The following is a 21,955-nucleotide window of genomic DNA, read 5'->3' as shown; positions in this document are numbered from 1 at the left end:
TCGGCCAAGCGGGGCGCGAGGAGCCGATCGAGGCGATTAACAAGATAGAAGCTGTGTCTCCAAACGACATGCAACCCCTTATCCTGAAATGCTTATTGCACGAGACACGCGAAACAGGCGGGGGGCAGCCGCGAGACGCCCGGAACGGGCGGGCGATGCAATGAGCGATGACGAATTCGAGCCGCGCCTCGGGCGGCAGGGCAATACCGGCAAAGCGACGCGCAAGTACGCAGCACGAGTGGACGCCGGCGCCCGGGTTCACGGCGTCAGGGCGAAGCGCTCGGGCACGCGCTTCGATGGCAGTCGCATCGGTCGCGCCGCCGCGATTGGAAGACTGCTTTCTACGCGAAATTCGCAAGGCCTTTCGAGGTCGCGCCGCGCCGTCGTCAAGACGAGCCTCGTGCACCTCAAAGGCCGGGGGCTTCATGCAGCGCGCGCGCACCTCAATTACATCCAGCGCGACGGCGTTACGCGCGGCGGCGAAGCTGGCGAACTTTACGGCCGCGGGGGCGAGCCGGTCGATGGCCGCGAATTTCTCGCCCGATGCGCCGGGGACAGGCACCAGTTTCGGGCCATCATCTCGCTGGAAGACGGCGAGCGCTACGAGGACCTCAAACCTTATATGCGCCGTCTCATGGATCAGGTGGAAAAGGACCTTGGAACCGGACTCGACTGGGCCGCGGTCGACCACCACGATACCGGGCACCCTCACACTCACGTCGTGGTGCGCGGGGTGGATGACAAGGGCAGGGATCTTGTGATCGCCCGCGAGTACCTCGCGCACGGCCTGCGCGAGCGCGCTGCGGAACTGGCGACTCGTGAGCTTGGCCTGGCATCCGATCAGGACATCGAGGCCCGCCTCAGCCGGGATGCGGACCAGGAGCGCCTGACCGCAATCGATCGGCGACTTCTCTCGCGTCTGGACAGCGAGCGCTGCGTCATGCCTGAAGCGGCGGATCCGATCTGGCGCGCTTACGAGATCAGGCGACTGCACCGGCTGGAAGCCATGGAGCTTGCCCGCAGCGCAGGCCCGCAGCGCTGGCGTCTCGACGTCGCTATCGAAAGCACGCTAACGCAAATGGGTGAGCGCGCCGATATCATCCGCGTGATGCAGCGCGAATTGACCCGTTCGGGGTTGGAGCGCGAGATTCGCATCCACACGCCTGCCGCCGGCCCGCTCATTGGCAAAGTGCAGATGTACGGCGTTCGTGACCAGCACCGCCAGCGTCAATTCCTGCTGGTGGACGGTGTCGATGGCCACATGCACTATCTTGATCTTGGAGTGATGGGATCCGGCAGCGAGATCGCAGAGCAGGCTGCTATCCGGGCGGCGGCGGCACAGGAAAGCGGGACCGTCACCATTGATCGCACGATCGGGACGGTTGCAGCGGCCAATTCGGGGGAGTATTCCCAGCGCCTCCATCTCCGTCACGATCCGCACGCGAGCACGGCGCAGACCCTGATTTACGAACAGCGTCTGGAGGCCTTCTGCCGTGCAGGTTTGATCAAGCAACGAGATGCGGCGGGCACGTGGACGATCCCGGGAGATTTTCTGGAGCGGGTCGGCGCGCTCGAGGAACGACAATTGCGTGACTACCCGGTGGAGATTGAGGTCCTGGCGAAGCGACCGCTGGCGCAGCTGGCGACCTTCGACGGCGTGACATGGCTCGATCACGAGCTTTCCGACCCCCATGTATCCGGCGCGCGTGACCAGGGTTTCGGACGCGAGCTGCGCGGTGCTCTTGCCGTCCGGCGGCAATGGCTGGTGGAGCAGGATCTCGCGCACGAAGATGCGCACGGATTCAGGCTGCGCTGCGGTGCGCTCGCACAGTTGGAGCGCCGTGAGCTGTTGCGTCTGGCTGAGGAAGTATCCCGCGACCTTGGCAAGCCTTATGTTGAGGCCGCATCCGAGGTGCGCATAGAAGGGCGCATCGCGCGCAGGATCGAAGCGGAGGCCGGCGGTTATGCGGTGATCGAGAACGCGCGTGACTTTACGCTCGTCCCCTGGAGCCGTGATTTCGCGAGGCAGGTCGGCAAAGAGGGCGCGGGGATTGTTCGAGATGACACCATGCCACACTGGACCCTGCAGCGGGGTCGGCAGGGGCCGGAAATCGGCTAGCGTCTTCGTACTCCCCGATGCCCAGGTTTAATGGCTTTGCCACGAGGCGGCAGGCACTGCTGCGAAAACCGTGAACCCGCACGGCTCATCAGCTGCGTGGGTGCACCGCACCATAGGGTCATCGTACATGGGTCCATCGCACCCGTGACAATCTCTCTTTCTTGCTCATTAGGTTGTGGTGGAAAATCATTGCAACCTTACATGTCTACAATATGCCGAGTGGGCATGTATGCTATCTGCCGACGACCGTGATGCGGTACAGGCAACTCTGAAGGGAGATCCGTGTGGATGGAGTGGACATCGCCAGGCCGGTCACGCGCTCACCCGCAATCTGTTCAGTTCGATAAATTTCGTAACAGGATCGAGACATTGCGCATCTAGTGCGTTAGCTCTGGGTCTTCCGCCACACTCTCAACGACCCCGCTTTATCAAGGACATTCATGATCACCAAGCATCCCGTCCTCGTTACCGGCGGCGCCGGTTATATCGGCAGCCATGCAGTGCTGGCGTTAAAGGACGCAGGGTGGTCCGTGGCGGTGATCGACAATCTGGTCACCGGTTTCCGCTTCGCCATTCCCGAAGGCGTCACCTTCTATGAAGGCGATATTGACGACGCAGACCTGCTCGCCCGCATCTTTGCTGACCAGGGTATGGGTGACGGCAAAGGTGCGATCATGCACTTCGCCGGTTCGGTGGTGGTGCCCGAATCGGTCGAGAATCCCCTCAAATACTATCACAACAACACAGCCAAGAGCCGGGCCCTGATCGAAGCGGCAATAACGGCGGGCGTACCGCACTTCATCTTCAGCTCGACAGCAGCGACTTATGGTATCCCCAAGGTGTCGCCCGTGACCGAGGATGCGCCGAAGGAGCCGATCAACCCCTACGGCATGTCCAAGTTGATGACCGAAGCGATGCTGGGTGACGTCAGCCGCGCTCACCCGTTCAACTATTGCGTGCTACGCTATTTCAATGTGGCCGGAGCCGACCCGCAGGGCCGCACCGGTCAGTCGACCGCAGGTGCCACGCATTTGATCAAGGTGGCGGTGGAAGCGGCGCTGGGAAAACGCAGTCATGTCGGCGTATTCGGCACCGATTTCGACACACCCGATGGCACCGGTGTACGCGACTACATCCACGTCTCGGATCTCGCCAGTGCGCACGTTCTGGCGCTCGAGGCGATCATTGCCCAGCCGTTGCAGTCGCTGACCATGAACTGCGGGTATGGTCGCGGCTTCTCGGTGCTTGAAGTGCTGGATGCAGTAGACCGCGTGACCAACCTCACCATCGACCGCCGCTTCGAGGGGCGCCGCGCGGGCGATCCCGATGCGCTCATCTCCAACAACGAGCGCATCAAGTCGACGCTTCCGTGGACGCCCCAGTACGACGATCTGGGTATGATCGTGGAACATGCGTTGGCGTGGGAACGCAAACTGAGCGAAATCCGCCCGGTGTAAGGGAGACATGCGCTTCGCTATCTGCCTACTTTCTGTGTATCCCAAACCCCTTCCGTTGTTTCTGCCTTCACAGGGTCGACAGAGATAGCGGTTGCGAGGGGGGACGTGCCCGCGCCATGCCGTGCCAATTCCTGTCGAATCTAAGGCCCGGAGGTCTGCGGGCTTGCGTCTGGCGTGATCCACCCCTCGCAGACGTTTTAGAAGTTTGCGATAGTCGCACCGATCAGACTTCGAGATTGGCGTCGAAGATATCGGGCGACCTTCAATGCTCACGTCGAGACCTCATCGGAGGTGCCCGGGGCGCGCGGGGTAACGCGCACAGGATCGAAGTGGAGGGGGCAATTATGCCCTGGTCGAGAAAATCCATGACTTCACGCTCGTCCCCTGGCGCTCAGACTTTGCGAGCCAGATCGGCACAGAGAGAGGGGCGGGGATCGTTTGTGACGGCGCCGGACACGGAAACCTTTCGGGGGGAAGGCGGGGGCCGCAGATCAGCGAGCGTGCGTGGTGCCGAAACGCCGCAAGTCACGGGCTTTGTCATGCCCCTCGCAGAGCGGCGATTGAACGCACTTGCAGCATTGTGTTAAATCCCTCCCGTATTTTATGGAAAGGATTGGCTGTGATCCGCCAATGGTTGAAGCGACTGCAGTTCGTTCTGCAGACACCGTGGTTCTGTAACTCCAGAACCGAGGGGTGCACCTTCAAAAAGCGGTGTTCTAACTGCCAGATCGAACATGGGCCGGTGACAAATTAGCCTAGGCGAATCGGCCGCGGGCGCAAGAGGCGTTGCGTTCAAAATGACGGGACGTGGCCTCTGCGCGGACAAGTATTGTGACGGAAACGTCACAGCGTCGCGATAATCGCGACCTTAGTGGTGGCGGCACCCGCGGGCGCATTCGTCTCGCCCTCCTCGATGCACCTCACCAAGCGGACGGATAGTGCGGGTATTGCGTGGTTTCACGTAGCGAAAGTCGTCCCTGCAGAGAACGGCCGCTGCTCGGGCGGCAGACCGGCGCGCTTGACGTGCATGCCGAAGCGTTGGATTGCACAATGGAACCATCTCGGATCAAATACTTTCAGCGGTCTGGGGGCTGAGATGGTAAGCGCCCCCCAGATGGCTATGATGAAGGAGGTCACATGAAGCTGAAGCAGACCATGCTCGCACTCGGCGCCGCCGCAGTGCTGGCTGCCCCGGTCGCGGCTCAGGCCGGTACCACGGCTGCAGCCTCGGTTGGCAAGATCAGCAGCCTGAGCGGTGTTGGCGAGCGTCGCTCGGCCGCCGTGAAGGCGAAGAACAAGGCTGACGGCGGCGTCGTCGTCCTTGGCCTGCTCGCAGCCGGCGCCGCCGGTTTCGGCGTGTACAAGGCGGTTGACGACAACAAGTCGAACGGATCCTGATCCGCTCGCTTGCGCAGCAGCGAATGACGACGGCCGCGGCAGGGACCTCCTGCTGCGGCCGTCTGATTCTTTGGCCCAGCATTTCAACGCGCCGGTATCGGCAATGCATTGACTATCCCCCCCCAGGATCAATCTCGTGTTTCAATTTTTCAAGTGCCTGATGAATCGCCACATCCCTGCCAAAGGGAAGGATCGATGGAATGGCAGCATGTATGTGCGGCTCTGCCGCGGCTGCGACGGCCCGATCGTGCGCAAACGGCATTCCAACCGATGGATACGCAAGAGGTGAATGCGCCGGTCTGAGCAGGCGTGCCGATTTCGACGAGCGGTCGCAACATCGGTCGATAGCCCTACCCGCTTGTCGGTGAAGTGGAAGGGCCCCGAGCACAACTTCGTCCCGGCTATGAACGGCGGCCAGCATCACACGATGCCCGGTTCAGGACAGTGCCTGTGTTTTGGGCCGGACCAATCCGGTCAGCCGGCTGTTGCTGGCTGGTCTGCCCTGTCGGGCAGGTTCGATTTGGCCAAGTAGGGTGCGCCACGTAGGCAAGGCCGCGAGGGTTAGCCATGCTATTCGCGCGTGATGTCTCGCTTCGCGAGCCGCGGTCGTTATCGCCGGGACCGGCCATGTCGGCGATCATTGCGGCCCAATTACCGCCAAAGTGATCGCATCACGGCCGCAGAGCTTTTTCCTGTGCTCGGCTGCCGGCCGGTTTTCCTCCTTTGCCGCGTTGTAGTCTCGAAAGTCTCGCATCGCCCCGCCTTCGATCCGAGGCGGGTGCGGTTTGCCTGACGTTCCGCTCCCGTAAAGCGGTCCCGGGCCCGAATGGCCCTGAAAGGTACACCTAGGCACCGCACGGTCTCTGCCGCCAGAGCGTGATAAGAGGCAGGCTCCTGTCTGTTCGTTCAGCCCCGCTGAGCCGCGACTGGAGATCCTTGTGACCCCGACCAAGCTTCTCATTGGCCAATTGATTGTGGTGCTGGCCATAATCCTTGCAGGCATCTGGTCTGCAACGCAGTGGGCGGCCGCAGCGCTTTCCTATCAGCCCGAACTCGGTGCGCCGTGGGCCGATCTTGCCGGATGGCCCGTCTATGCACCGTGGTCCCTTTTCATCTGGTGGTTCCATTTCGATGCCTATGCGCCCCAGATCTTTGACGAGGCAGGCGCGATCGCGGCGGCGAGTGGTCTGGTCGGCTGCGGCGCAGCGGTCTTCGGGTCGCTGTGGCGCGCGCGTCAGCGCCGCGAGGTCACTACCTACGGTTCGGCGCGCTGGGCGACGCGGCGCGACGCCAGATTAGCCGGATTGTTGGCCAATCGCGGTGTGTTCCTCGGACGTTTCGGACCCCATTACCTGCGCCACGATGGGCCCGAGCATGTCATGGCGTTCGCTCCGACCCGATCGGGCAAGGGCGTCGGGCTCGTCGTTCCGACCCTGCTTGGCTGGACCGGTTCTGCCGTCATTCACGACATCAAGGGAGAGAACTGGGCATTGACGGCCGGTTGGCGTTCGCGATTTTCGCATTGCCTCCTGTTCAATCCGACCGATCCTCTTTCGGCCCGGTACAATCCCCTGCTCGAAGTGCGCCGCGGCGAGAACGAAGTTCGCGACGTGCAAAACATCGCGGATATCCTCGTCGACCCCGAAGGCGCGCTCGAACGTCGCAGCCATTGGGAAAAGACCAGCCATTCACTTCTGGTCGGCGCGATTCTGCACATCCTCTACGCCGAGGAAGAAAAGTCACTCGCGCGCGTCGCCACCTTCCTCTCCGACCCCGAGCGTACCTTCGAGGCAACGCTGCGGGCAATGATGACGACCAACCACCTTGGCACCGCAGAGGCCGCCCGCGTCCATCCCGTCGTGGCTTCGGCCGCGCGTGAACTGCTCAACAAGTCCGGGAATGAGCGCTCGGGCGTCCTCTCGACGGCGATGTCGTTTCTCGGGCTGTACCGTGATCCGACCGTTTCCGCGGTTACCAGCGCATCGGACTGGCGCATCGCCGATCTCGTCGCGGCGACCCATCCGGTCTCGCTTTACCTTGTGGTGCCGCCGTCCGACATCAGCCGCACTAAGCCACTTATCCGGCTGATCCTCAACCAGATCGGCCGGCGGCTCACCGAGCAGCTGCCTGAGGTCTCGCGCGCACCGCGCGGCGCTTCCAAGCATCACAAGCTGCTGCTGATGCTCGACGAATTCCCCGCGCTTGGCCGGCTTGATTTCTTCGAGACCAGCCTGGCCTTCATGGCGGGGTACGGCGTGCGTGCCTTCCTGATCGCACAGAGTCTCAATCAAATCGAAAAGGCGTACGGCGAGCACAACGCCATCCTCGACAACTGTCATGTGCGCGTCGCCTTCGCCACCAACGACGAACGCACGGCGAAGCGGCTTTCCGACGCGCTGGGCACGGCGACGGAGCAGCGCTCGATGCGAAACTACGCCGGGCATCGGCTGGCGCCCTGGCTCGCGCATGTCATGGTCAGCCGGCAGGAGACCGCCCGCGCTTTGCTAACCCCGGGCGAAGTCATGCAGCTGGCTCCCGGCGACGAGCTGGTGCTCGTTTCGGGTACGCCGCCGATCCGTGCGGCCAAGCTGCGATACTACGAGGATCCGGCATTTTCCGCGCGCATTCTGCCTCCGCCGCAGCTGGTTCCCAGCGGTCCTCGAGACCTGCCGCCGCGGCGCGGCAATGACTGGGGCAACGCTATCCGCGCGATTGACCCGCGCCTCGACGCAGCAGCGCAAGGGGAGCAATGGGTTGAAGCCGGTGGCCGTGAGCAGGTGCGTTTGCCCGAACAGGAGAGGGCTTCTGCGCCTTCATGTCCCGCCACCGCGAGCGACGCGCTCGGTCTCGATGATGAACAGGACGATCTGTCCGCCGAAAGAGCCGGGATCGACCGCCTGGTGCAAAGGCGCCTGGCGCCGGTGGTGTTCGGTCTGGAACAGTCTGATCGCGCCGACCCGTTGCAGCTGGGGCTCCAGCTGTGAAGGGCAAGGTCCGTCATCAGCTCTTCCTGCCGCAGGCGGTCAGCGACCGGTTCACGGCAATGGCCGCCCGTCCGGGCGTATCCCGCTCGCAGCTTCTTGCCCGGGCCGTCTCGGACTGGCTCGACCGGCGGGATGCATCCGATCTTGATGAGCGGTTCGGTCCGCGGCTCGATCGCATCACCACGCTGCTTGATCGTCTGGTGCGCGACAGTCACATCGAGCTTGAGACGCTTGCGCTGTTCATTCGCTACGAGCTGGCGATCCATCCTCCGCTCGCAGACAGCGATCGGGCCGGACGGGCGGCAGGGGGCGTCCGGTTCGAGGCGTTCCTGACCCAGGTGGCGCGGAAGGTCGCCACGGGAGAACGTACCCTGGAAAAGGGAGCGCCGCGATGAGCGGGCAGGCAGGCGAGACGCTCTCGGCGACCCGGCGGCGGGTCATGCTGCACAGCGCGATGGGGCCGGAAATCGAGGCGGCGCTGCGCAATCCGCGCGTCATCGAAATCATGGTCAATCCCGACGGCGCATTGCGTCTCGACATTCTCGGCGAAGGTCTCGTCGACACCGGCGTGAGAATCGCGGCCGAGCAAATCGAGCGAATCGTGCGGCTGGTCGCGAGCGGTGCGCGCGGAGAAGTCCATGCCCGTCGCCCCACCGTCTCCGCGGAACTCCCGGCCCACACTGCAGGCGCCGGCGAGCGCTTCGAAGGGATATTGCCGCCGGTCTCGAGCGGCCCGTGCTTTGCAATCCGAAAGCCCGCCGCGCGCATCCATACGCTCGGTGACTATGTTGCCGACGGCTTCATCTCGGTCCAAGGCGCCGCCGTTCTGCGCGAGGCGGTGCTTGACCGCCGAAACATCCTCGTCGTCGGCGGTACAAGCTCGGGCAAGACGACACTTGCCAATGCCCTGCTGGCCGAACTGACCGCGATCGATGAACGGGTGATCCTCATTGAGGACACCCGCGAACTGCAAAGCCCGGTGCCGGACACTGTGGCCCTGCGGACTCGGCCGGGCTTCGTCACTATCGCCGATCTCGTTCGCTCAACGCTGCGGCTGCGGCCGGACCGTGTCATCGTCGGCGAGGTTCGCGGCTCCGAGGCACTCGAGATGCTAAAGGCGTGGAACACCGGCCACCCGGGAGGGATCGCAACGATCCACGCAAACGGTGCCGCAGCGGCGCTGCATCGCATCGAAAGCCTCGTTCAGGAAGCCGTCGTCACGGTTCCGCGCCGCCTTATCGCGGACGCCATCGATCTCATCGTGTTCATCTCCGGGCGCGGGCTCGCGCGCCGGGTTTCCACGATCGCCCGTCTCGACGGCCTTGATCCCAAGAGCGGTGACTATCGCCTGAGCAACCTTCTTCCACCCTCCAGCACACAGGAGACCTACACATGAGCAGGATTCATCTTAGCCCGCCACGGACCCGAGCCATGGCTACCTCGAGCCTTGCCGTATTTGTTGGCGCGAACGCGCTGTCATGGGCTTTTACGGGGCGCGCGTTCGCATCGGGTTCGGGAATGCCTTGGGAGGAACCGCTTGAGCAGGTGCTCGAATCGGTACAGGGTCCGGTCGCCAAGATCGTTGCGGTAATCATCATCATCGTGACCGGCCTCACCCTTGCCTTTGGTGAGACGGCTGGCGGTTTTCGGCGCCTGATCCAGATTGTTTTCGGCCTGTCGATCGCGTTCGCAGCCTCAAGCTTCTTCCTGTCCTTTTTCAGCTTCGGCGGCGGAGCACTGGTCGCATGAGCGGCGAAGGGCGGCACGGCGGTCCCATCGAGGGTTTCGAGGTGCCGATCCATACGAGCCTGGGCGCGCCGCTCTTCCTTGGCGGTGCGCCGCGTGGAATCGCGATCGTCAATGGCACGCTGGCGGCGGCGATCGGGCTCGGTCTGCAGCAATGGCTGGCCGGACTCGTGATCTGGGCGGCGGGGCACAGCCTCGCCGTCCTCGCCGCGAAACGCGATCCCGATTTCGCCCCCGTCGTGCTGCGCCATTTGCGCCAGAAGGGGTATTTCGCATGTTGAACCTCTCCGAATATCGCGCGCAGGCGAACCGGCTCGCCGACCATCTGCCTTGGGCTGCGCTGGTCGCTCCGGGCGTCGTGCTCAACAAGGATGGCAGCTTTCTGCGGGTCCTTGGCTATCGCGGACCGGATCTGGAATCGGCGACCGAAGCCGAGCTGGTGTCTGTGTCGGCCCGGGTCAACAACGTACTGCGCCGCTTCGGCTCGGGATGGGCCTTGTTTTTCGAGGCGGAGCGGCGCGAAGCCGCGCATTATCCGCAGGACAGCTTTCCAGATCCGGCAAGCTGGATGGTGGAGCAGGAGCGCCGCGCCGCGTTTCTGGCCGAAGGGGGCCATTATGAAAGCGCCTATTATCTTGGGCTCACCTGGCTTCCTGCGGCGGACCGTCAGGATGCCGCCGGGCGCCGGCTTGTCGAACGCGGTGATGCGGTAAGGGGCAGGGACTGGCGCGCTGAGCTGGCCCGATTCATCACCGAGACCGACCGCGCCTTCGATCTTTTCAGCGGGATCATGCCATATGTGGAAGTCCTGGGCAGCGATGCGTTGCTCGCATACTTGCACAATACGATTTCCGAACGGCGACAGGACGTGGCCGTTCCCGAGACCCCCATGTATCTCGACGGACTGCTCGTCGATACCCCGCTCGTGGGCGGGCTGGAGCCGCAACTGGGCAATCTGCACTTGCGTTCGATCTCGGTATTGGGTTTCCCCAATGTCAGCCGCCCGGCGCTGCTCGATGCGCTCAATCACCAGGCATTCGGATACCGCTGGGTCACCCGCTTCATCGCCCTCGACAAGGCCGAGGCGAACCGGCAGCTCACTTCGCTGCGCAGGCAATGGTTCAACAAGCGCAAGTCCCTGAGCGCCATGCTGCGCGAGGTGCTTTACAACAGTCCGGCGCAGCTGCTCGACAGCGATGCCGATAACAAGGTCGCGGATGCCGATCTCGCCCTTCAGGCGCTTGGCGGCGACCATGTCGCCTTTGGATATCTGACGACGACGGTGACCCTCGCGGACGCCAGCCGTGACGGCGTGGAAGCCAAGGTGCGCAGTGTCGAGAAGATCCTCGGGGGCCTGGGCTTCACGACGATCCGTGAGCGCGTCAACGGCGTTGAGGCATGGCTTTCGTCGCTGCCCGGCCATGTCTATGCCAATGTGCGCCAGCCCCTCGTTCATACCCTTAATCTCGCCCATCTCATGCCGCTCTCCGCGGTGTGGGCGGGACCCGAACGCAACGAGCACCTTGGTGGCTCGCCCCTGCTTCATGTGCGCACGTCCGGCTCGACGCCGTTTCGTATCTCCACCCACGTGGGCGATGTCGGACACATGTTCATCGCCGGTCCGACCGGCGCGGGAAAGTCCGTGTTGCTTGCGCTGATGATCCTGCAGTTTCGCCGGTATCCCCGGGCGCAGGTCTATATCTTCGACAAGGGTTTGTCCGCCCGGGCGGCAGTGCTTGCCTGCGGCGGGGCGCATCACGCGCTGGGTCTTGGCGCGGGCGAGGGCATCGCTGACGATATCGGCAACGCCGCGTCAGGTGCGCGGGCTGGTCTCGCTTTCCAGCCCCTGCGCGCAATCGACGGTCCGGCGCAGCGCGCTTGGGCGGCCGAGTGGATCGCGGCTTTGCTGGTCCAGGAGAACCTGACCGTCACGCCCGGCGTCAAGGATCAGGTGTGGTCGGCATTGACCAGCCTGGCAAGCGCGCCCGCTGACGAGCGCACGATGACCGGCTTCACGCTGCTCCTGCAATCCACTGATCTGCGCGCGGCGCTGAGCCCCTACACAATCGAGGGACCTTACGGCGCGCTGCTCGATGCGGTCGAAAGCGACATGCGTTTCCTCGACATCCAGTGTTTCGAGACCGAAGCGCTGATGGCGAGCAAGGGCGTGGTCGCCCCGGTGCTCAGCTACCTGTTCCACCGCCTCGAGGCGCGCTTCGATGGCCGTCCCACCCTGCTGGTGCTTGATGAGGCCTGGATCTTCCTTGACCATCCGCTGTTCGCAGCTCGCATCCGCGAGTGGCTCAAAGTCCTCAGAAAGCGCAATGTGTCCGTCGTTTTCGCGACGCAGAGCCTTTCCGACATCGCTGCCTCCCCGATCGCCCCGGCCATCCTGGAAAGCTGCCCGCAACGTATCCTGCTTCCCAATGACCGCGCTGTCGAACCGCTAAGCCGGCAGACTTACGAGCGTTTCGGCCTCAGCGCCCGGCAGATCGAACTCGTCGCGCGGGCCAGTCCCAAGCGCGAGTACTATCTGCAGTCCGCTCGCGGCAATCGGCTATTCGAGCTTGGACTGGGAGACGTAGCCTTGGCGCTTTGCGGATCTTCCGACCCGGCAAGCCAAGCCCGCATCGATGCACAGCTCGAGGAGCATGGAAGCGATCGCTTCCTGGCCCGCTTCCTCGAAGGCGCCGGGCTTACCTGGGCAGCCGAGCTGTCCGACACCGTTGCCCCCTACCTACCTGCAACCCAGGAGACGACCGATGAAAGTTAAGTCACGCACAGCATCCATTGGCGCCGCAGCTGCGCTTGGCGTTACGGTGGTGGCCGCCTTTGGGGTAGCCGGCCTGTTCTCGAGCAAGCCAGCACACGCGCTGGTCGTTTATGATCCGTCAAACTATGCGCAGAATGTTCTGACTGCGGCGCGCACGCTCCAGCAAGTCAACAATCAGATCAAGGCGCTGCAAAATCAGGCGCAAAGCCTGATCAATGAAGGCAAGAACCTCTCGACCATCAGCTTTCCCGAGCTGGAGGAACTTACCGGCACGCTGCAGCAGATCGACAGGCTCATGGGGCAGGCGGGGCGCATCCAGTTTCGGATCGCAGACGTCGACAAGCAATTCGGCGACCTTTATCCGGACGCCTTCCGGCAGTCACTGAAGCAGGACGCACAGGTCGCGGCGGCCCGCGCGCGGCTCGATACCGAGCTTGCCGCCTATCGCCAGACGGCAAGCGTCCAGGCACAGATTGCCGAGAACGTCGAGACCGACAGAACCGCGCTGACGGCGCTGGTGGAAAGAAGCCAGGGGGCGGAAGGCTCGCTCCAGGCCCAGCAGGCGACCAATCAGCTCCTCGCGCTCGTCGTGAAGCAGCAGTTGCAGGTTCAGCAGATGATGGCCGCGCAATTTCGCTCGCAGACTGTGTCGGGCGCCAACGAGGCGCAGGCCCGCGCGCAGGCGCAAAGCGCGGCGGCCAAGTTCCTCGGCACTGGCTCGGCCTATACCCCGCATTGAGCCGAAAACGGGGGCATCCGAGCCGCTGCGAACCCGGCCGGACCAAGCCGCCAAAGGGCATCCGGCGCGGCAGGGTCAGACTGACGATCGCCGTCGTGATCGGCGCGAGTTTGCGAGTGAGCGTTTGCGGCAGCGTCTCCCCTGCGCTGCCGCGTCGCGGGGCGGGGGCTGCTGCCTCTCCGGGTCCCGTCCCGCGACACCGTGAGGGTCACGAACAGCACTGAGAAAGGAAGCTTAGCGCCAATGGACGACCTCAATGTCATCGACCAGTTCATGGCTACGTTCATCGCCTATATCGAAAGTGGCTTTGGTCTGCTCGGCGGTGATGTGCGCTTCCTGACGGCGACGCTGATCGGCATCGACGTTACGATTGCAGCGCTGTTCTGGACGCTGGGCGGCGAAGACAACGTCCTTGGCCGCCTCATCCGCAAGATACTCTACGTCGGCGCCTTCGCCTACATCATCAACAGCTTTCCCGCGCTTTCCGAGATCATCTACCGCTCCTTCGCGCAGGCCGGGCTCACCGCCGGTGGCGGCAATCTGAGCGCGGCCGACCTTCTGAAGCCCGGCAGGCTTGCCGGGATCGGCTTTTCGGCGGCGTGGCCGCTGCTCGAGCAGGTTTCCCAAATGCTGGGCTTCACCAGCTTCTTCGACAATTTCCTGGCCATTGCGGTGCTGCTGGTCGCCTGGCTTATCGTCATTCTCGCTTTCTTCGTGCTGGCCGTGCAGATGTTCGTCTGCATCCTCGAATTCAAGCTGGTCAGCCTCGCGGGTTTCATCCTGGTGCCGTTCGCCCTGTGGAACCGCACCAGCTTTCTCGCCGAGCGGGTGCTCGGCCATGTGGTGAGCTCAGGCATCAAGGTCATGGTGCTGGCGGTCATTGTCGGCATCGGTTCCACCTTTTTCGATCAGTTCACGGCAGGGCTGCAGGGGCGGGAGCCCGACATTGGCGAGGCCATGAGCCTGGTCCTGGCCAGCCTTGCCCTGCTGGGCCTGGGCATATTTGCCCCGGCGGTCGCGAGTGGGCTGGCCTCAGGTGCCCCGCAGCTAGGCGCCGGCGCTGCGCTGGGCACCATGGCCGGTGCGGGGGCGGCGGCCATGGTGACGGGCGGTGCGGCAATCGGCGGAGCGCGTCTCGCTGCCGCCGCCGGTATGGGCTCGATCCGTGCGGGCGCGTCGATGGGCGCCGGTGCAGCGCGAGGCTACGCGCTGGGTCAGCAAAGTGCCGGAAGCGCCTCGGTGAAAGCTGGTCTGGGAGGGGTGGCAAAGGCGGCCGGTCATGCTGTGCGATCACGCGCCTCGGGAGGTTTCGGACTGGGCCAGGCGGCTGCGCAAGGGCGGGCCGCTGCCGACGCCGCCTTCGAAAGTTCGCACTCCCCGCCGTCCGCGCCGCGCGCAGCGCAGGCCGCTCCGCCCTGGGCGCGAAAAGCCCAGGCAGATCACGCCGCACGCCACCATCGCCAACTCGCGCTTCATGCCGTTCAGCAGGGCGATCATCACGGCGGCGGCGCTTCACCAGACATCAGCGAAAGGAATGACTAGGCCATGCGCTTCAAACGTAGCACATCGACTTATGGGCGAAGCCCGCAGTCGGAAACGCCTTATCAGCGCGCCGGTCAGCTCTGGGATGAGCGAATCGGCTCGGCGCGGGTCCAGGCACGCAGCTGGCGTTACATCGCTTTCGGTTGTCTCGGGCTTGCAGGGGCGATGGCGACAGGGCTTTTGTGGCAATCGTTGCAGAGCCGGGTCGTCCCTTATGTCGTGGCCGTCGATCGTCTGGGCGAGCCGAGGGCGATATCGAAGGCTGAAACGAACTATCGTCCGACTGATCCTCAGGTCGCCTGGGCACTGGCCAAATTCATCGCTCACGTCCGCGGCCTGTCGCTGGACCCGGTGATCGCGCGGCGTGACTGGCTCGAAGCTTACGATTACACGACCCAGCGTGGGGCAAAGTTCCTCAGCGAATATGCCCGGGCCTCGGGTGCACTGACCCGGATTGGCGAGCGCACAGTATCGGTGCAGATCACGAGCGTTGTCCGCGCATCCGACAAGAGCTTTCAGGTTAAGTGGATGGAGCAGGAGTTCGAGCGGGGCAGCCTGAGCGCCAGCAGCCGCTGGACTGCAATTCTGACCCTAATTGAAAAACCACCGCGCGATACAGATACCCTGCGCCGCAATCCGCTCGGCATATATGTCGATGCGATCGACTGGAGCCGCGAATACGAAAGCACCGGCGAGACGTCCACGCAGCCGAATGCAGACTCTGCCGGCTCAGCCCATCTGGTCGGCCCCAGAACGCCAGCTTCCCCTTCACTGTCACCGATGGAGACCCTGCCATGAGCGGTCATGTCCTGGCTGCAATCGCGCTCGCGACCGGCAGCCCATTTCAGCCGACTTCGCCCGTACTGCCCGAGGTCTCGGCTCTACCGAGCGGCGAACCGTCGCTGCGCCAACCCTCGGCAGGCACATGGGTCAATCAGCGCCACGTGTACCTGTGGTCGGATGGTGCGATCTACCGGGCCTCGACCGAGCCCGGCATGATTACCGACATCATGCTCCAGTCCGGCGAAGCGCTGATTGCGGTCGCGGCGGGTGACACCGCGCGCTGGGTAATCGGCGATACGGCAAGCGGCAGCGGCGCAGACAAGCACACGCATGTCCTGGTCAAGCCTTTCAGTGCAGGATTGGCGACCAACCTGGTGATCACGACTGACCGGCGAACCTATCATCTGCAGTTGACGAGCGGGGGCACTGGCGGATTGACGGCGCTGTCCTGGAATTATCCGCTCGATGACATGCTTGCGATCAAGCGCGCGAGCGAGGCGGCCGAGCGGGTACGACCCGTGGCCGCCGGGCTCGCGGTCGAGACGCTCAATTTCGGTTACACCATCAGCGGCGACAAGCCGTCATGGCGTCCGCTGCGGGCATTCGACGACGGCCGCCAGACCTTTGTAGAGTTCCCCGCAGCCATTGGTGTCGATGAAGCTCCGCCGCTGTTTCTGTTGAACGCGGAAGGCAAGGCCGAACTCGTCAACTATCGCATGCGAGGCCGCTTCTACGTCATAGATCGGCTCTTCGCCGTGGCAGAACTGCGGATCGGCTCCAGGAAGCAGCGGGTGGTCAGGATCGCCCGCCTCGGTGCCGAAAGGGCGACACGATGAGCGCAGTGTACGACAAGCCCGATCAGGCGTCCGGCGCGAAAGACAAGTCGGAAAGCGACAGCGCCTTGCAGCGCGAGCCCGCTTCGCGGGACTCAAACCCGACCGGAAGGGTGCCGAAGGTTGAGCCGGAGACGCTAGCGATCCGGGGGCGTCCGCCAAGGGCTATACGGTTTCGCCGCGAAGTCATCATCGCGGGGAGTACGGCTGCGGCCATCGCCCTTGGCGCCGTCGCCTGGATCGCCCTCAAACCGCACATCTATTCCCGAACACTTGCGGAAGATGACTTGGCGCGCCCGAAACTCGCAGCGCCAGCGGACATGGTAGACGCCTTGCCGAAAAGCTACGGAGATGTTCCGAAACTTGGGCCACCGCTCCCTGGGGATCTGGGCCGGCCCATACTGCGAGCTCAGGAACGCGGGCGCGGGGCGCAAGGCATGCCTGCACACAAGGATGCTGGAGGCCAGATTGCCGAACGACACGCCGACCAGCGGTCCGCCGCGTGGCGATCGCCGCTGCTTGCGGTGGAAGGCATCGCCGCGCGGCAAGGCTCTATGTCCCCAGTCCAGACAAGTCAGGGACAAGACGCACCAGTATCCAAAAGCAATGATGGCAATGAAGGGGCGCCCACGGCGGATCGGAAAGTCAGATTTGTTGAAAAACTTGATGCCCGAAGCGCCGTCAATCCGCATGCCGTCGATGCGGCGGCGTCGCCCTACATCCTGGAGGCAGGGAGCATCATCGCGGCAAGCCTCATCACAAGCCTGAATTCCGATCTTCCGGGCATGGTCATCGCTCAGGTTACGCAGAACGTATTCGATAGCGCGACGGGATTGCATCTCCTGATACCGCAGGGCGCGCGGCTGATTGGCACCTATGATAGCGCCGTAGCGTATGGCCAGGACCGCGTGCTCGTAGTCTGGCAGCGCCTGATGTTGCCCGATGGGCGATCGCTGAGGCTTGATAACATGCCGGCGACGGACGGCTCGGGCCGCGGAGGGCTATCAGGCCAAGTCAATCATCACACGGGCCGTTTGGCGAAGGGAATGGCTCTTGCGACATTGCTGGGGGCGGGCACCGAATTGTCCATCTCCGGCGACGGAGAATTGGTGCGCGCCGTTCGGGAGGCGACGCAGACAGGTGCTACCCGAGCAGCGGACGAGATTACCCGGCGCAACCTCGATATCTCGCCTACCATCACGATCCGGGCCGGTGCGCCAGTTCATCTGCTGGTGCGGCAGGACCTCATCATTGAGGTACCCAATGAGGAGATGCCCAGATGAGCGTACTGAAATTGCCAAAGTTGCGGGAGACGACACCCGTCAAGCTCTCTATCAGCTTACACCCCGATCTGCATCAAAGCCTTCTGGAGTATGCGGGTGTCTATGCGCAAGTATATGGCAGCGAAATTAAGATTACAGATCTTGTTCCGCTGATACTCGCCACATTCATCGAAAGTGACCGGGAATTCCAAAGAGTAAAAAGGGCAATAATAATATAAATTTCCATCGTTTGAATGGAGCTTGGACTATACTATTTCCGCAAGTGATGCGGTGCGGTGTAGTAGGGACTGTTGTGTTAGCCCAGAAAAAGATCATCTTGAAAGAGTGATGCAGGAGCTTAGTTGATGCACGTTTGCCAAAAATATGAGGGCGGCGAACGATTTACTCGCCGCCGCCCTCACGTCTTATTTAGTCTGCAAAGCTTTGATCAACCTTCAACGCTGACGGCAACTTCGAGGCCATGCTCCTTGAGCAGGGCGTGGCGACGTGCAGCCTTGTGATCTTCTGCGACCATTTCCGCGCACATTTCCTGCACTGTGATTTCCGGCGTCCAGCCGAGCAGTTCCTTGGCTTTGGCCGGATCGCCCAGCAGGGTATCGACTTCAGCGGGGCGGAAGTAGCGCGGGTCGATGCGCATGATCACGTCACCAACGTCCAGAGCCGGTGCGAGATTGCCCTCGATGGCCGCTACGGTTGCGATTTCATCGACGCCTTCGCCGGAAAACTCGAGAGTCAGTCCCAGTTCCTTGGCTGCCCATGCAATGAACTGACGCACCGAATATTGAACGCCGGTGGCGATGACGAAGTCTCGCGCTTCTTCCTGCTGCAGCATCATCCACTGCATGCGCACGTAGTCCTTCGCGTGGCCCCAGTCGCGCAGCGAGTCGATGTTGCCCATGTACAGGCACGGCTCGAGGCCGAGCGCTATGTTGGCGAGGCCGCGCGTGATTTTTCGCGTCACGAACGTCTCGCCGCGGCGAGGGGATTCGTGATTGAAGAGCACGCCGTTGCAGGCATACATGCCATAGGCTTCACGATAGTTCACTGTGATCCAATAGGCATACAGTTTTGCTACCGCGTACGGCGAGCGGGGGTAGAACGGGGTGGTCTCGCGTTGCGGGATTTCCTGGACCAAGCCGTAGAGTTCTGAGGTCGACGCCTGGTAGAAACGGGTCTTCTTTTCGAGGCCAAGGAACCGGATCGCCTCGAGCAGGCGCAGCGTGCCGATCCCATCGACGTCGGCGGTATATTCGGGTGCCTCGAAGCTGACTGCGACGTGGCTTTGCGCGCCCAGATTGTAAACTTCATCTGGTTCGATGTCGCGGATAAGCCGGGTCAGGTTCGACGTGTCACTCAAATCACCGTAATGGAGCTTGAAGCGGGTACCATGCTGATGGCGATCCTCGTAAATATGATCGACGCGGGCGGTGTTGAAAAGGGAAGCGCGGCGCTTGATGCCGTGAACTTCGTATCCTTTTTCAAGGAGGAATTCTGCAAGGTACGATCCATCCTGGCCCGTCACGCCCGTAATTAATGCCGTCTTGGTCATCTGCGCCGCATTCCTATGTGACTCTCCCAAAGGAGATAATCCGGATGCGCAAATGCTGCAATGCAAAACGGTGGTTAAAATCCGGGTTGGACTAATTGTTTTTAATTTTTCGACTATCAATACTGCGCCCGCGTGTCTCCGATCCGGCGCTGAGCGGCCGATCATATCCGCCCGAAGGAAAAGGAGCATACCCGAGATCATGCCGCCAAGGCTGCTACGAGCATCCATCGCGCCGCTCTCGCGTTGAACCGGTAGTTCTTCGAGGCGTCCAGTTGAGACACCGCCCACAGCTGCAAATAAATTCGGCGCCTCGAATCATAAGCGGTATGCAATCGATTGGCGTGGGTGTGCCGCGCCTTCTTCAGATGGTGCCGGCCGACCGCTTAGGGTCCATTCGGTGGGATACCTTCGACGCATTGACCACCTCGATCAGCTCCGCATCCAGGCGTGAGAGTATCTGATCCTTGGCCCAACGCTTTTCCGCCCGCTGACGGCCGTTTTCCCCATAGTGCGCTGCAACAGCTGGATTATCGAGCAGCGACTCGATCCCTTCGGCAAACGCCTTCGCAGAACCGGGTTGGGTAATGATCCCGCAATCGACGATCTCTTCGGCTAAACCAGTGCCAGGTTCGGCAGTGGCCACGACAGGCCGACCCGATGCGAGCATATTCGTCAGTTTTGAAGGCAAGACCAAATCGGCTGCACCTGCGAGTTGCGGCATAAGATGTACTGTCGCCAGACCCAGCAGCTCATTGAGGCGCTCGCGATCCTGAAGATCATGAAATTGGATATTGGTAAGGTCGCCGGCCAATTCTTCCAGCGCGGCGCGGTTCGGTCCCTGGCCGCAGATTATGAAAGTCAAATCGGTGCGATTACGTAGCAGCCGGGCGGCATCGAGCACGATGTCTATACCCTGCTTGTTCGCGATATTGCCGGAGTATAGCGCCACGTAAGGCGTGGTGACGTCCCATCTCGCTTTGTAGGGCGACTGTCCCTGATAGGGAGTAATCGCCGCTATATCCGCCCAGTTACGTAATTCATGGATGCGTGAGCGGGGTACACCCTTCTCGGCCAGCTTGGCGCACATCTGTGGCGAGATCGAACTGACATGGTCAAACAGGCCGATAACGCGCTGTTCGAACCATCGCCCCAGCTTCGCAAGCCCCCCACCATCGCCGACCAGACCCGTCGCAAGCGCCGCCTCTATTTCGAAGTCCTGAATATGGAGCCAGCATTGGGCGCCGCTCAGTCGGGACACCAGCCATGCGACTGGAGCGCTTATCAGTGAGGGGGCGACCGTGAAAACCAGGTCCGGCCGCTTGCGTCCCAGCGCTGCAGCCACCATCGGCGGCAGCGCTGTTGCTAAAAACGAAATGTGGTGGATCAACCGGCGCATGCCGCTTGGTTTGGCGGGCACATAGATTGGGCAGCGGATAATATCGACGCCGCCTTCTACGGATTGTCGCCAGCCTTTGCCGACATAGGTGGCATGGACCTTCCAGGCAGGATAGTAGGGTACGGCGACGACCGCGCGTACGTCGTAACCCGCTTTTACCCAAGCTTTGGTCATGTCTCCGCTGTAGAGACCGATACCGATTTCCTCGGGAGCGTAATTCAGTCCGAGAAACAGAATGCGCATCAGGCCATGGCCGACTTGTGGTCAAGGAACCAATCGTAGGCGGATTGAATTCCCTCAAGAAGCCCGATCGAAGGGCTCCATCCCATCGAACGCAGCTTGTCGGCGCTCATGAGTTTGCGCGGCGTCCCGTCCGGTTTGGTCTCGTCTTTGATGATCTCGCCATCGAAGCCGATTGCCTTCATCACCATCTCGGTTAGTTCGAGGATCGTCACATCGTCACCGGAGCCGATGTTAACATGCTCGTGGCCGGAATATTTCTTCAGCAACATGATGCAGGCGTCTGCCAGGTCGTCGACGTGCAGGAACTCCCTTCTCGGTGAACCCGACCCCCAGATTTCTATCGAGGGGGCGCCGATGCGCTTTGCCTCATGCGTTTTGCGGATGAGGGCGGGCATGACGTGACTGGATGTAAGGTCGAAATTGTCTCCGGGGCCATAAAGATTTGTAGGCATCGCCGAAATGTAGTCCAGGCCATATTCCTTTCGGTAGGCTTGGCAGAGCTTGATTCCTGCAATCTTGGCGATTGCATACCACTCGTTCGTGGGCTCGAGGGGGCCTGTTAGCAAGGCGTCTTCGGTGATGGGTTGTTCCGCGAACTTGGGGTAAATGCACGATGATCCGAGGAACAGCAGCTTTTCGACACCAACCTGCCGCGAGCTTTCGATGACGTTGGCCTCGATCATCAGGTTATCGTAGAGAAACTGCCCCGGGTACGTGTCGTTCGCAAGAATCCCGCCAACTTTCGCGGCGGCAACCAAGACGGCATCCGGACGACTGGCATTCATCCAGTCCCGGACGGCGGACTGCTCGCGCAAATCCACGCGCGTTGCGGGGAAGATGACTTCACATTTCTCGGCAGCAAGGCGGCGGACAAGAGCTGACCCGACCATACCCTTGTGTCCCGCAACGTAAACTTTCTTGCCGGCAAGATCGTAAGTCGGTCCGCTCATGATTCTCTTCCAATTTTTTGCAGCGCAATAAGGACTACCGCTTAGTGCGCCGTTAGGCAATTGCAGGAATGAATTCTAACCATTCAGGCACGGCAGCGACTGCGTCGGACCGGCGTTGGATTCAGTCTCCATGCTGCATGTCGACCGTTTCAGGCGCTCT

At 62.2% G+C, this 21,955-nt stretch carries 18 protein-coding genes; 15 read left to right on the top strand and 3 right to left on the bottom strand.

Annotated features, from left to right (window positions below; translation table 11 throughout):
• Positions 1–238 precede the first annotated feature (238 nt).
• The 15 genes from HWN72_RS14955 (at position 239) to HWN72_RS14885 (ending at position 17,875) form a co-directional block, all read left to right on the top strand.
• Complete coding sequence (locus HWN72_RS14955) at positions 239–2,119, top strand: DUF3363 domain-containing protein (RefSeq protein WP_309141573.1); 1,881 nt, start codon at positions 239–241, stop codon at positions 2,117–2,119.
• Between the two features lie 440 nt (positions 2,120–2,559).
• Positions 2,560–3,576: a UDP-glucose 4-epimerase GalE gene (galE, locus tag HWN72_RS14950; protein ID WP_036527480.1), complete on the top strand. Its 1,017-nt coding sequence runs from the start codon at positions 2,560–2,562 to the stop codon at positions 3,574–3,576.
• A 1,137-nt stretch (positions 3,577–4,713) separates the two neighbouring features.
• Positions 4,714–4,974, top strand: a complete 261-nt coding sequence (locus HWN72_RS14945) for a hypothetical protein (RefSeq protein WP_008828257.1) — start codon at positions 4,714–4,716, stop codon at positions 4,972–4,974.
• 938 nt (positions 4,975–5,912) lie between these two features.
• On the top strand, positions 5,913–7,958 hold the full coding sequence (locus tag HWN72_RS14940; protein WP_211150576.1) for a conjugal transfer protein TraG: 2,046 nt from the start codon (positions 5,913–5,915) through the stop codon (positions 7,956–7,958).
• Positions 7,955–8,353 (top strand): CopG family transcriptional regulator, encoded by a 399-nt coding sequence (locus HWN72_RS14935; RefSeq protein WP_211150575.1) that lies wholly within the window; start codon positions 7,955–7,957, stop codon positions 8,351–8,353. The genes HWN72_RS14940 and HWN72_RS14935 overlap by 4 nt, the downstream gene beginning before the upstream one ends.
• Complete coding sequence (trbB, locus tag HWN72_RS14930; protein ID WP_211150574.1) at positions 8,350–9,354, top strand: P-type conjugative transfer ATPase TrbB; 1,005 nt, start codon at positions 8,350–8,352, stop codon at positions 9,352–9,354. Before HWN72_RS14935 ends, trbB begins: the two co-directional genes overlap by 4 nt.
• A 35-nt stretch (positions 9,355–9,389) precedes the next feature.
• A complete protein-coding gene (locus tag HWN72_RS14925) occupies positions 9,390–9,707 on the top strand; it encodes a TrbC/VirB2 family protein (RefSeq protein WP_211150573.1) in 318 nt (105 codons plus the stop codon).
• Positions 9,704–9,985 carry a VirB3 family type IV secretion system protein gene (locus HWN72_RS14920; protein WP_211150572.1) on the top strand — a complete coding sequence of 94 codons (282 nt, stop codon included), beginning with the start codon at positions 9,704–9,706 and terminating at the stop codon, positions 9,983–9,985. Before HWN72_RS14925 ends, HWN72_RS14920 begins: the two co-directional genes overlap by 4 nt.
• Positions 9,979–12,477, top strand: coding sequence for a conjugal transfer protein TrbE (gene trbE, locus HWN72_RS14915; protein WP_211150571.1), 2,499 nt, complete (start codon positions 9,979–9,981; stop codon positions 12,475–12,477). Before HWN72_RS14920 ends, trbE begins: the two co-directional genes overlap by 7 nt.
• Positions 12,467–13,216 carry a P-type conjugative transfer protein TrbJ gene (trbJ, locus tag HWN72_RS14910; protein ID WP_211150595.1) on the top strand — a complete coding sequence of 250 codons (750 nt, stop codon included), beginning with the start codon at positions 12,467–12,469 and terminating at the stop codon, positions 13,214–13,216. The genes trbE and trbJ overlap by 11 nt, the downstream gene beginning before the upstream one ends.
• Before the next feature lie 243 nt (positions 13,217–13,459).
• The gene (gene trbL, locus HWN72_RS14905) at positions 13,460–14,758 is read left to right on the top strand and encodes a P-type conjugative transfer protein TrbL (RefSeq protein ID WP_211150570.1); all 1,299 of its coding nucleotides are present in this window, start codon (positions 13,460–13,462) and stop codon (positions 14,756–14,758) included.
• A gap of 3 nt (positions 14,759–14,761) precedes the next feature.
• Entirely contained in the window at positions 14,762–15,556 is a 795-nt protein-coding gene (gene trbF, locus HWN72_RS14900; RefSeq protein WP_211150569.1) for a conjugal transfer protein TrbF, read from the top strand.
• Entirely contained in the window at positions 15,553–16,377 is an 825-nt protein-coding gene (gene trbG, locus HWN72_RS14895; protein ID WP_211150568.1) for a P-type conjugative transfer protein TrbG, read from the top strand. The genes trbF and trbG overlap by 4 nt, the downstream gene beginning before the upstream one ends.
• Positions 16,374–17,657 carry a TrbI/VirB10 family protein gene (locus HWN72_RS14890; protein WP_211150567.1) on the top strand — a complete coding sequence of 428 codons (1,284 nt, stop codon included), beginning with the start codon at positions 16,374–16,376 and terminating at the stop codon, positions 17,655–17,657. Before trbG ends, HWN72_RS14890 begins: the two co-directional genes overlap by 4 nt.
• Positions 17,654–17,875 (top strand): DUF2274 domain-containing protein, encoded by a 222-nt coding sequence (locus HWN72_RS14885; protein WP_211150566.1) that lies wholly within the window; start codon positions 17,654–17,656, stop codon positions 17,873–17,875. The genes HWN72_RS14890 and HWN72_RS14885 overlap by 4 nt, the downstream gene beginning before the upstream one ends.
• 209 nt (positions 17,876–18,084) lie before the next feature.
• On the opposite strand, the gene gmd is transcribed toward HWN72_RS14885, so the two are convergent.
• From gmd to HWN72_RS14870, 3 genes are all read right to left on the bottom strand, one after another.
• The gene (gene gmd, locus HWN72_RS14880; RefSeq protein ID WP_211150565.1) at positions 18,085–19,206 is read right to left on the bottom strand and encodes a GDP-mannose 4,6-dehydratase; all 1,122 of its coding nucleotides are present in this window, start codon (positions 19,204–19,206) and stop codon (positions 18,085–18,087) included.
• Positions 19,207–19,567: 361 nt separating this feature from the next.
• Positions 19,568–20,845, bottom strand: coding sequence for a WcaI family glycosyltransferase (locus HWN72_RS14875; protein ID WP_211150564.1), 1,278 nt, complete (start codon positions 20,843–20,845; stop codon positions 19,568–19,570).
• A complete protein-coding gene (locus HWN72_RS14870) occupies positions 20,845–21,795 on the bottom strand; it encodes a GDP-L-fucose synthase (RefSeq protein ID WP_211150563.1) in 951 nt (316 codons plus the stop codon). The genes HWN72_RS14875 and HWN72_RS14870 overlap by 1 nt, the downstream gene beginning before the upstream one ends.
• Positions 21,796–21,955: the final 160 nt, after the last annotated feature.

This window comes from Novosphingobium sp. HR1a (genome assembly GCF_015594425.1).
GTDB lineage: Bacteria > Pseudomonadota > Alphaproteobacteria > Sphingomonadales > Sphingomonadaceae > Novosphingobium > Novosphingobium resinovorum_A.
The sequence above is the reverse complement of the archived record's forward strand: the minus strand, read 5'-3'. Positions and strand labels throughout refer to the sequence as shown.

Excerpts from the sequence above, each read along its gene's own strand:
- HWN72_RS14885 (WP_211150566.1), top strand. The coding sequence starts at position 17,654 with ATGAGCGTACTGAAATTGCCAAAGTTGCGGGAGACGACACCCGTCAAG.
- trbF (WP_211150569.1), top strand. The coding sequence starts at position 14,762 with ATGCGCTTCAAACGTAGCACATCGACTTATGGGCGAAGCCCGCAGTCG.
- trbB (WP_211150574.1), top strand. The coding sequence starts at position 8,350 with ATGAGCGGGCAGGCAGGCGAGACGCTCTCGGCGACCCGGCGGCGGGTC.
- trbJ (WP_211150595.1), top strand. The coding sequence starts at position 12,467 with ATGAAAGTTAAGTCACGCACAGCATCCATTGGCGCCGCAGCTGCGCTT.
- HWN72_RS14920 (WP_211150572.1), top strand. The coding sequence starts at position 9,704 with ATGAGCGGCGAAGGGCGGCACGGCGGTCCCATCGAGGGTTTCGAGGTG.
- trbL (WP_211150570.1), top strand. The coding sequence starts at position 13,460 with ATGGACGACCTCAATGTCATCGACCAGTTCATGGCTACGTTCATCGCC.
- HWN72_RS14890 (WP_211150567.1), top strand. The coding sequence starts at position 16,374 with ATGAGCGCAGTGTACGACAAGCCCGATCAGGCGTCCGGCGCGAAAGAC.
- galE (WP_036527480.1), top strand. The coding sequence starts at position 2,560 with ATGATCACCAAGCATCCCGTCCTCGTTACCGGCGGCGCCGGTTATATC.
- HWN72_RS14925 (WP_211150573.1), top strand. The coding sequence starts at position 9,390 with ATGGCTACCTCGAGCCTTGCCGTATTTGTTGGCGCGAACGCGCTGTCA.
- HWN72_RS14945 (WP_008828257.1), top strand. The coding sequence starts at position 4,714 with ATGAAGCTGAAGCAGACCATGCTCGCACTCGGCGCCGCCGCAGTGCTG.
- gmd (WP_211150565.1), bottom strand. The coding sequence starts at position 19,206 with ATGACCAAGACGGCATTAATTACGGGCGTGACGGGCCAGGATGGATCG.
- HWN72_RS14875 (WP_211150564.1), bottom strand. The coding sequence starts at position 20,845 with ATGCGCATTCTGTTTCTCGGACTGAATTACGCTCCCGAGGAAATCGGT.
- trbG (WP_211150568.1), top strand. The coding sequence starts at position 15,553 with ATGAGCGGTCATGTCCTGGCTGCAATCGCGCTCGCGACCGGCAGCCCA.
- HWN72_RS14870 (WP_211150563.1), bottom strand. The coding sequence starts at position 21,795 with ATGAGCGGACCGACTTACGATCTTGCCGGCAAGAAAGTTTACGTTGCG.
- trbE (WP_211150571.1), top strand. The coding sequence starts at position 9,979 with ATGTTGAACCTCTCCGAATATCGCGCGCAGGCGAACCGGCTCGCCGAC.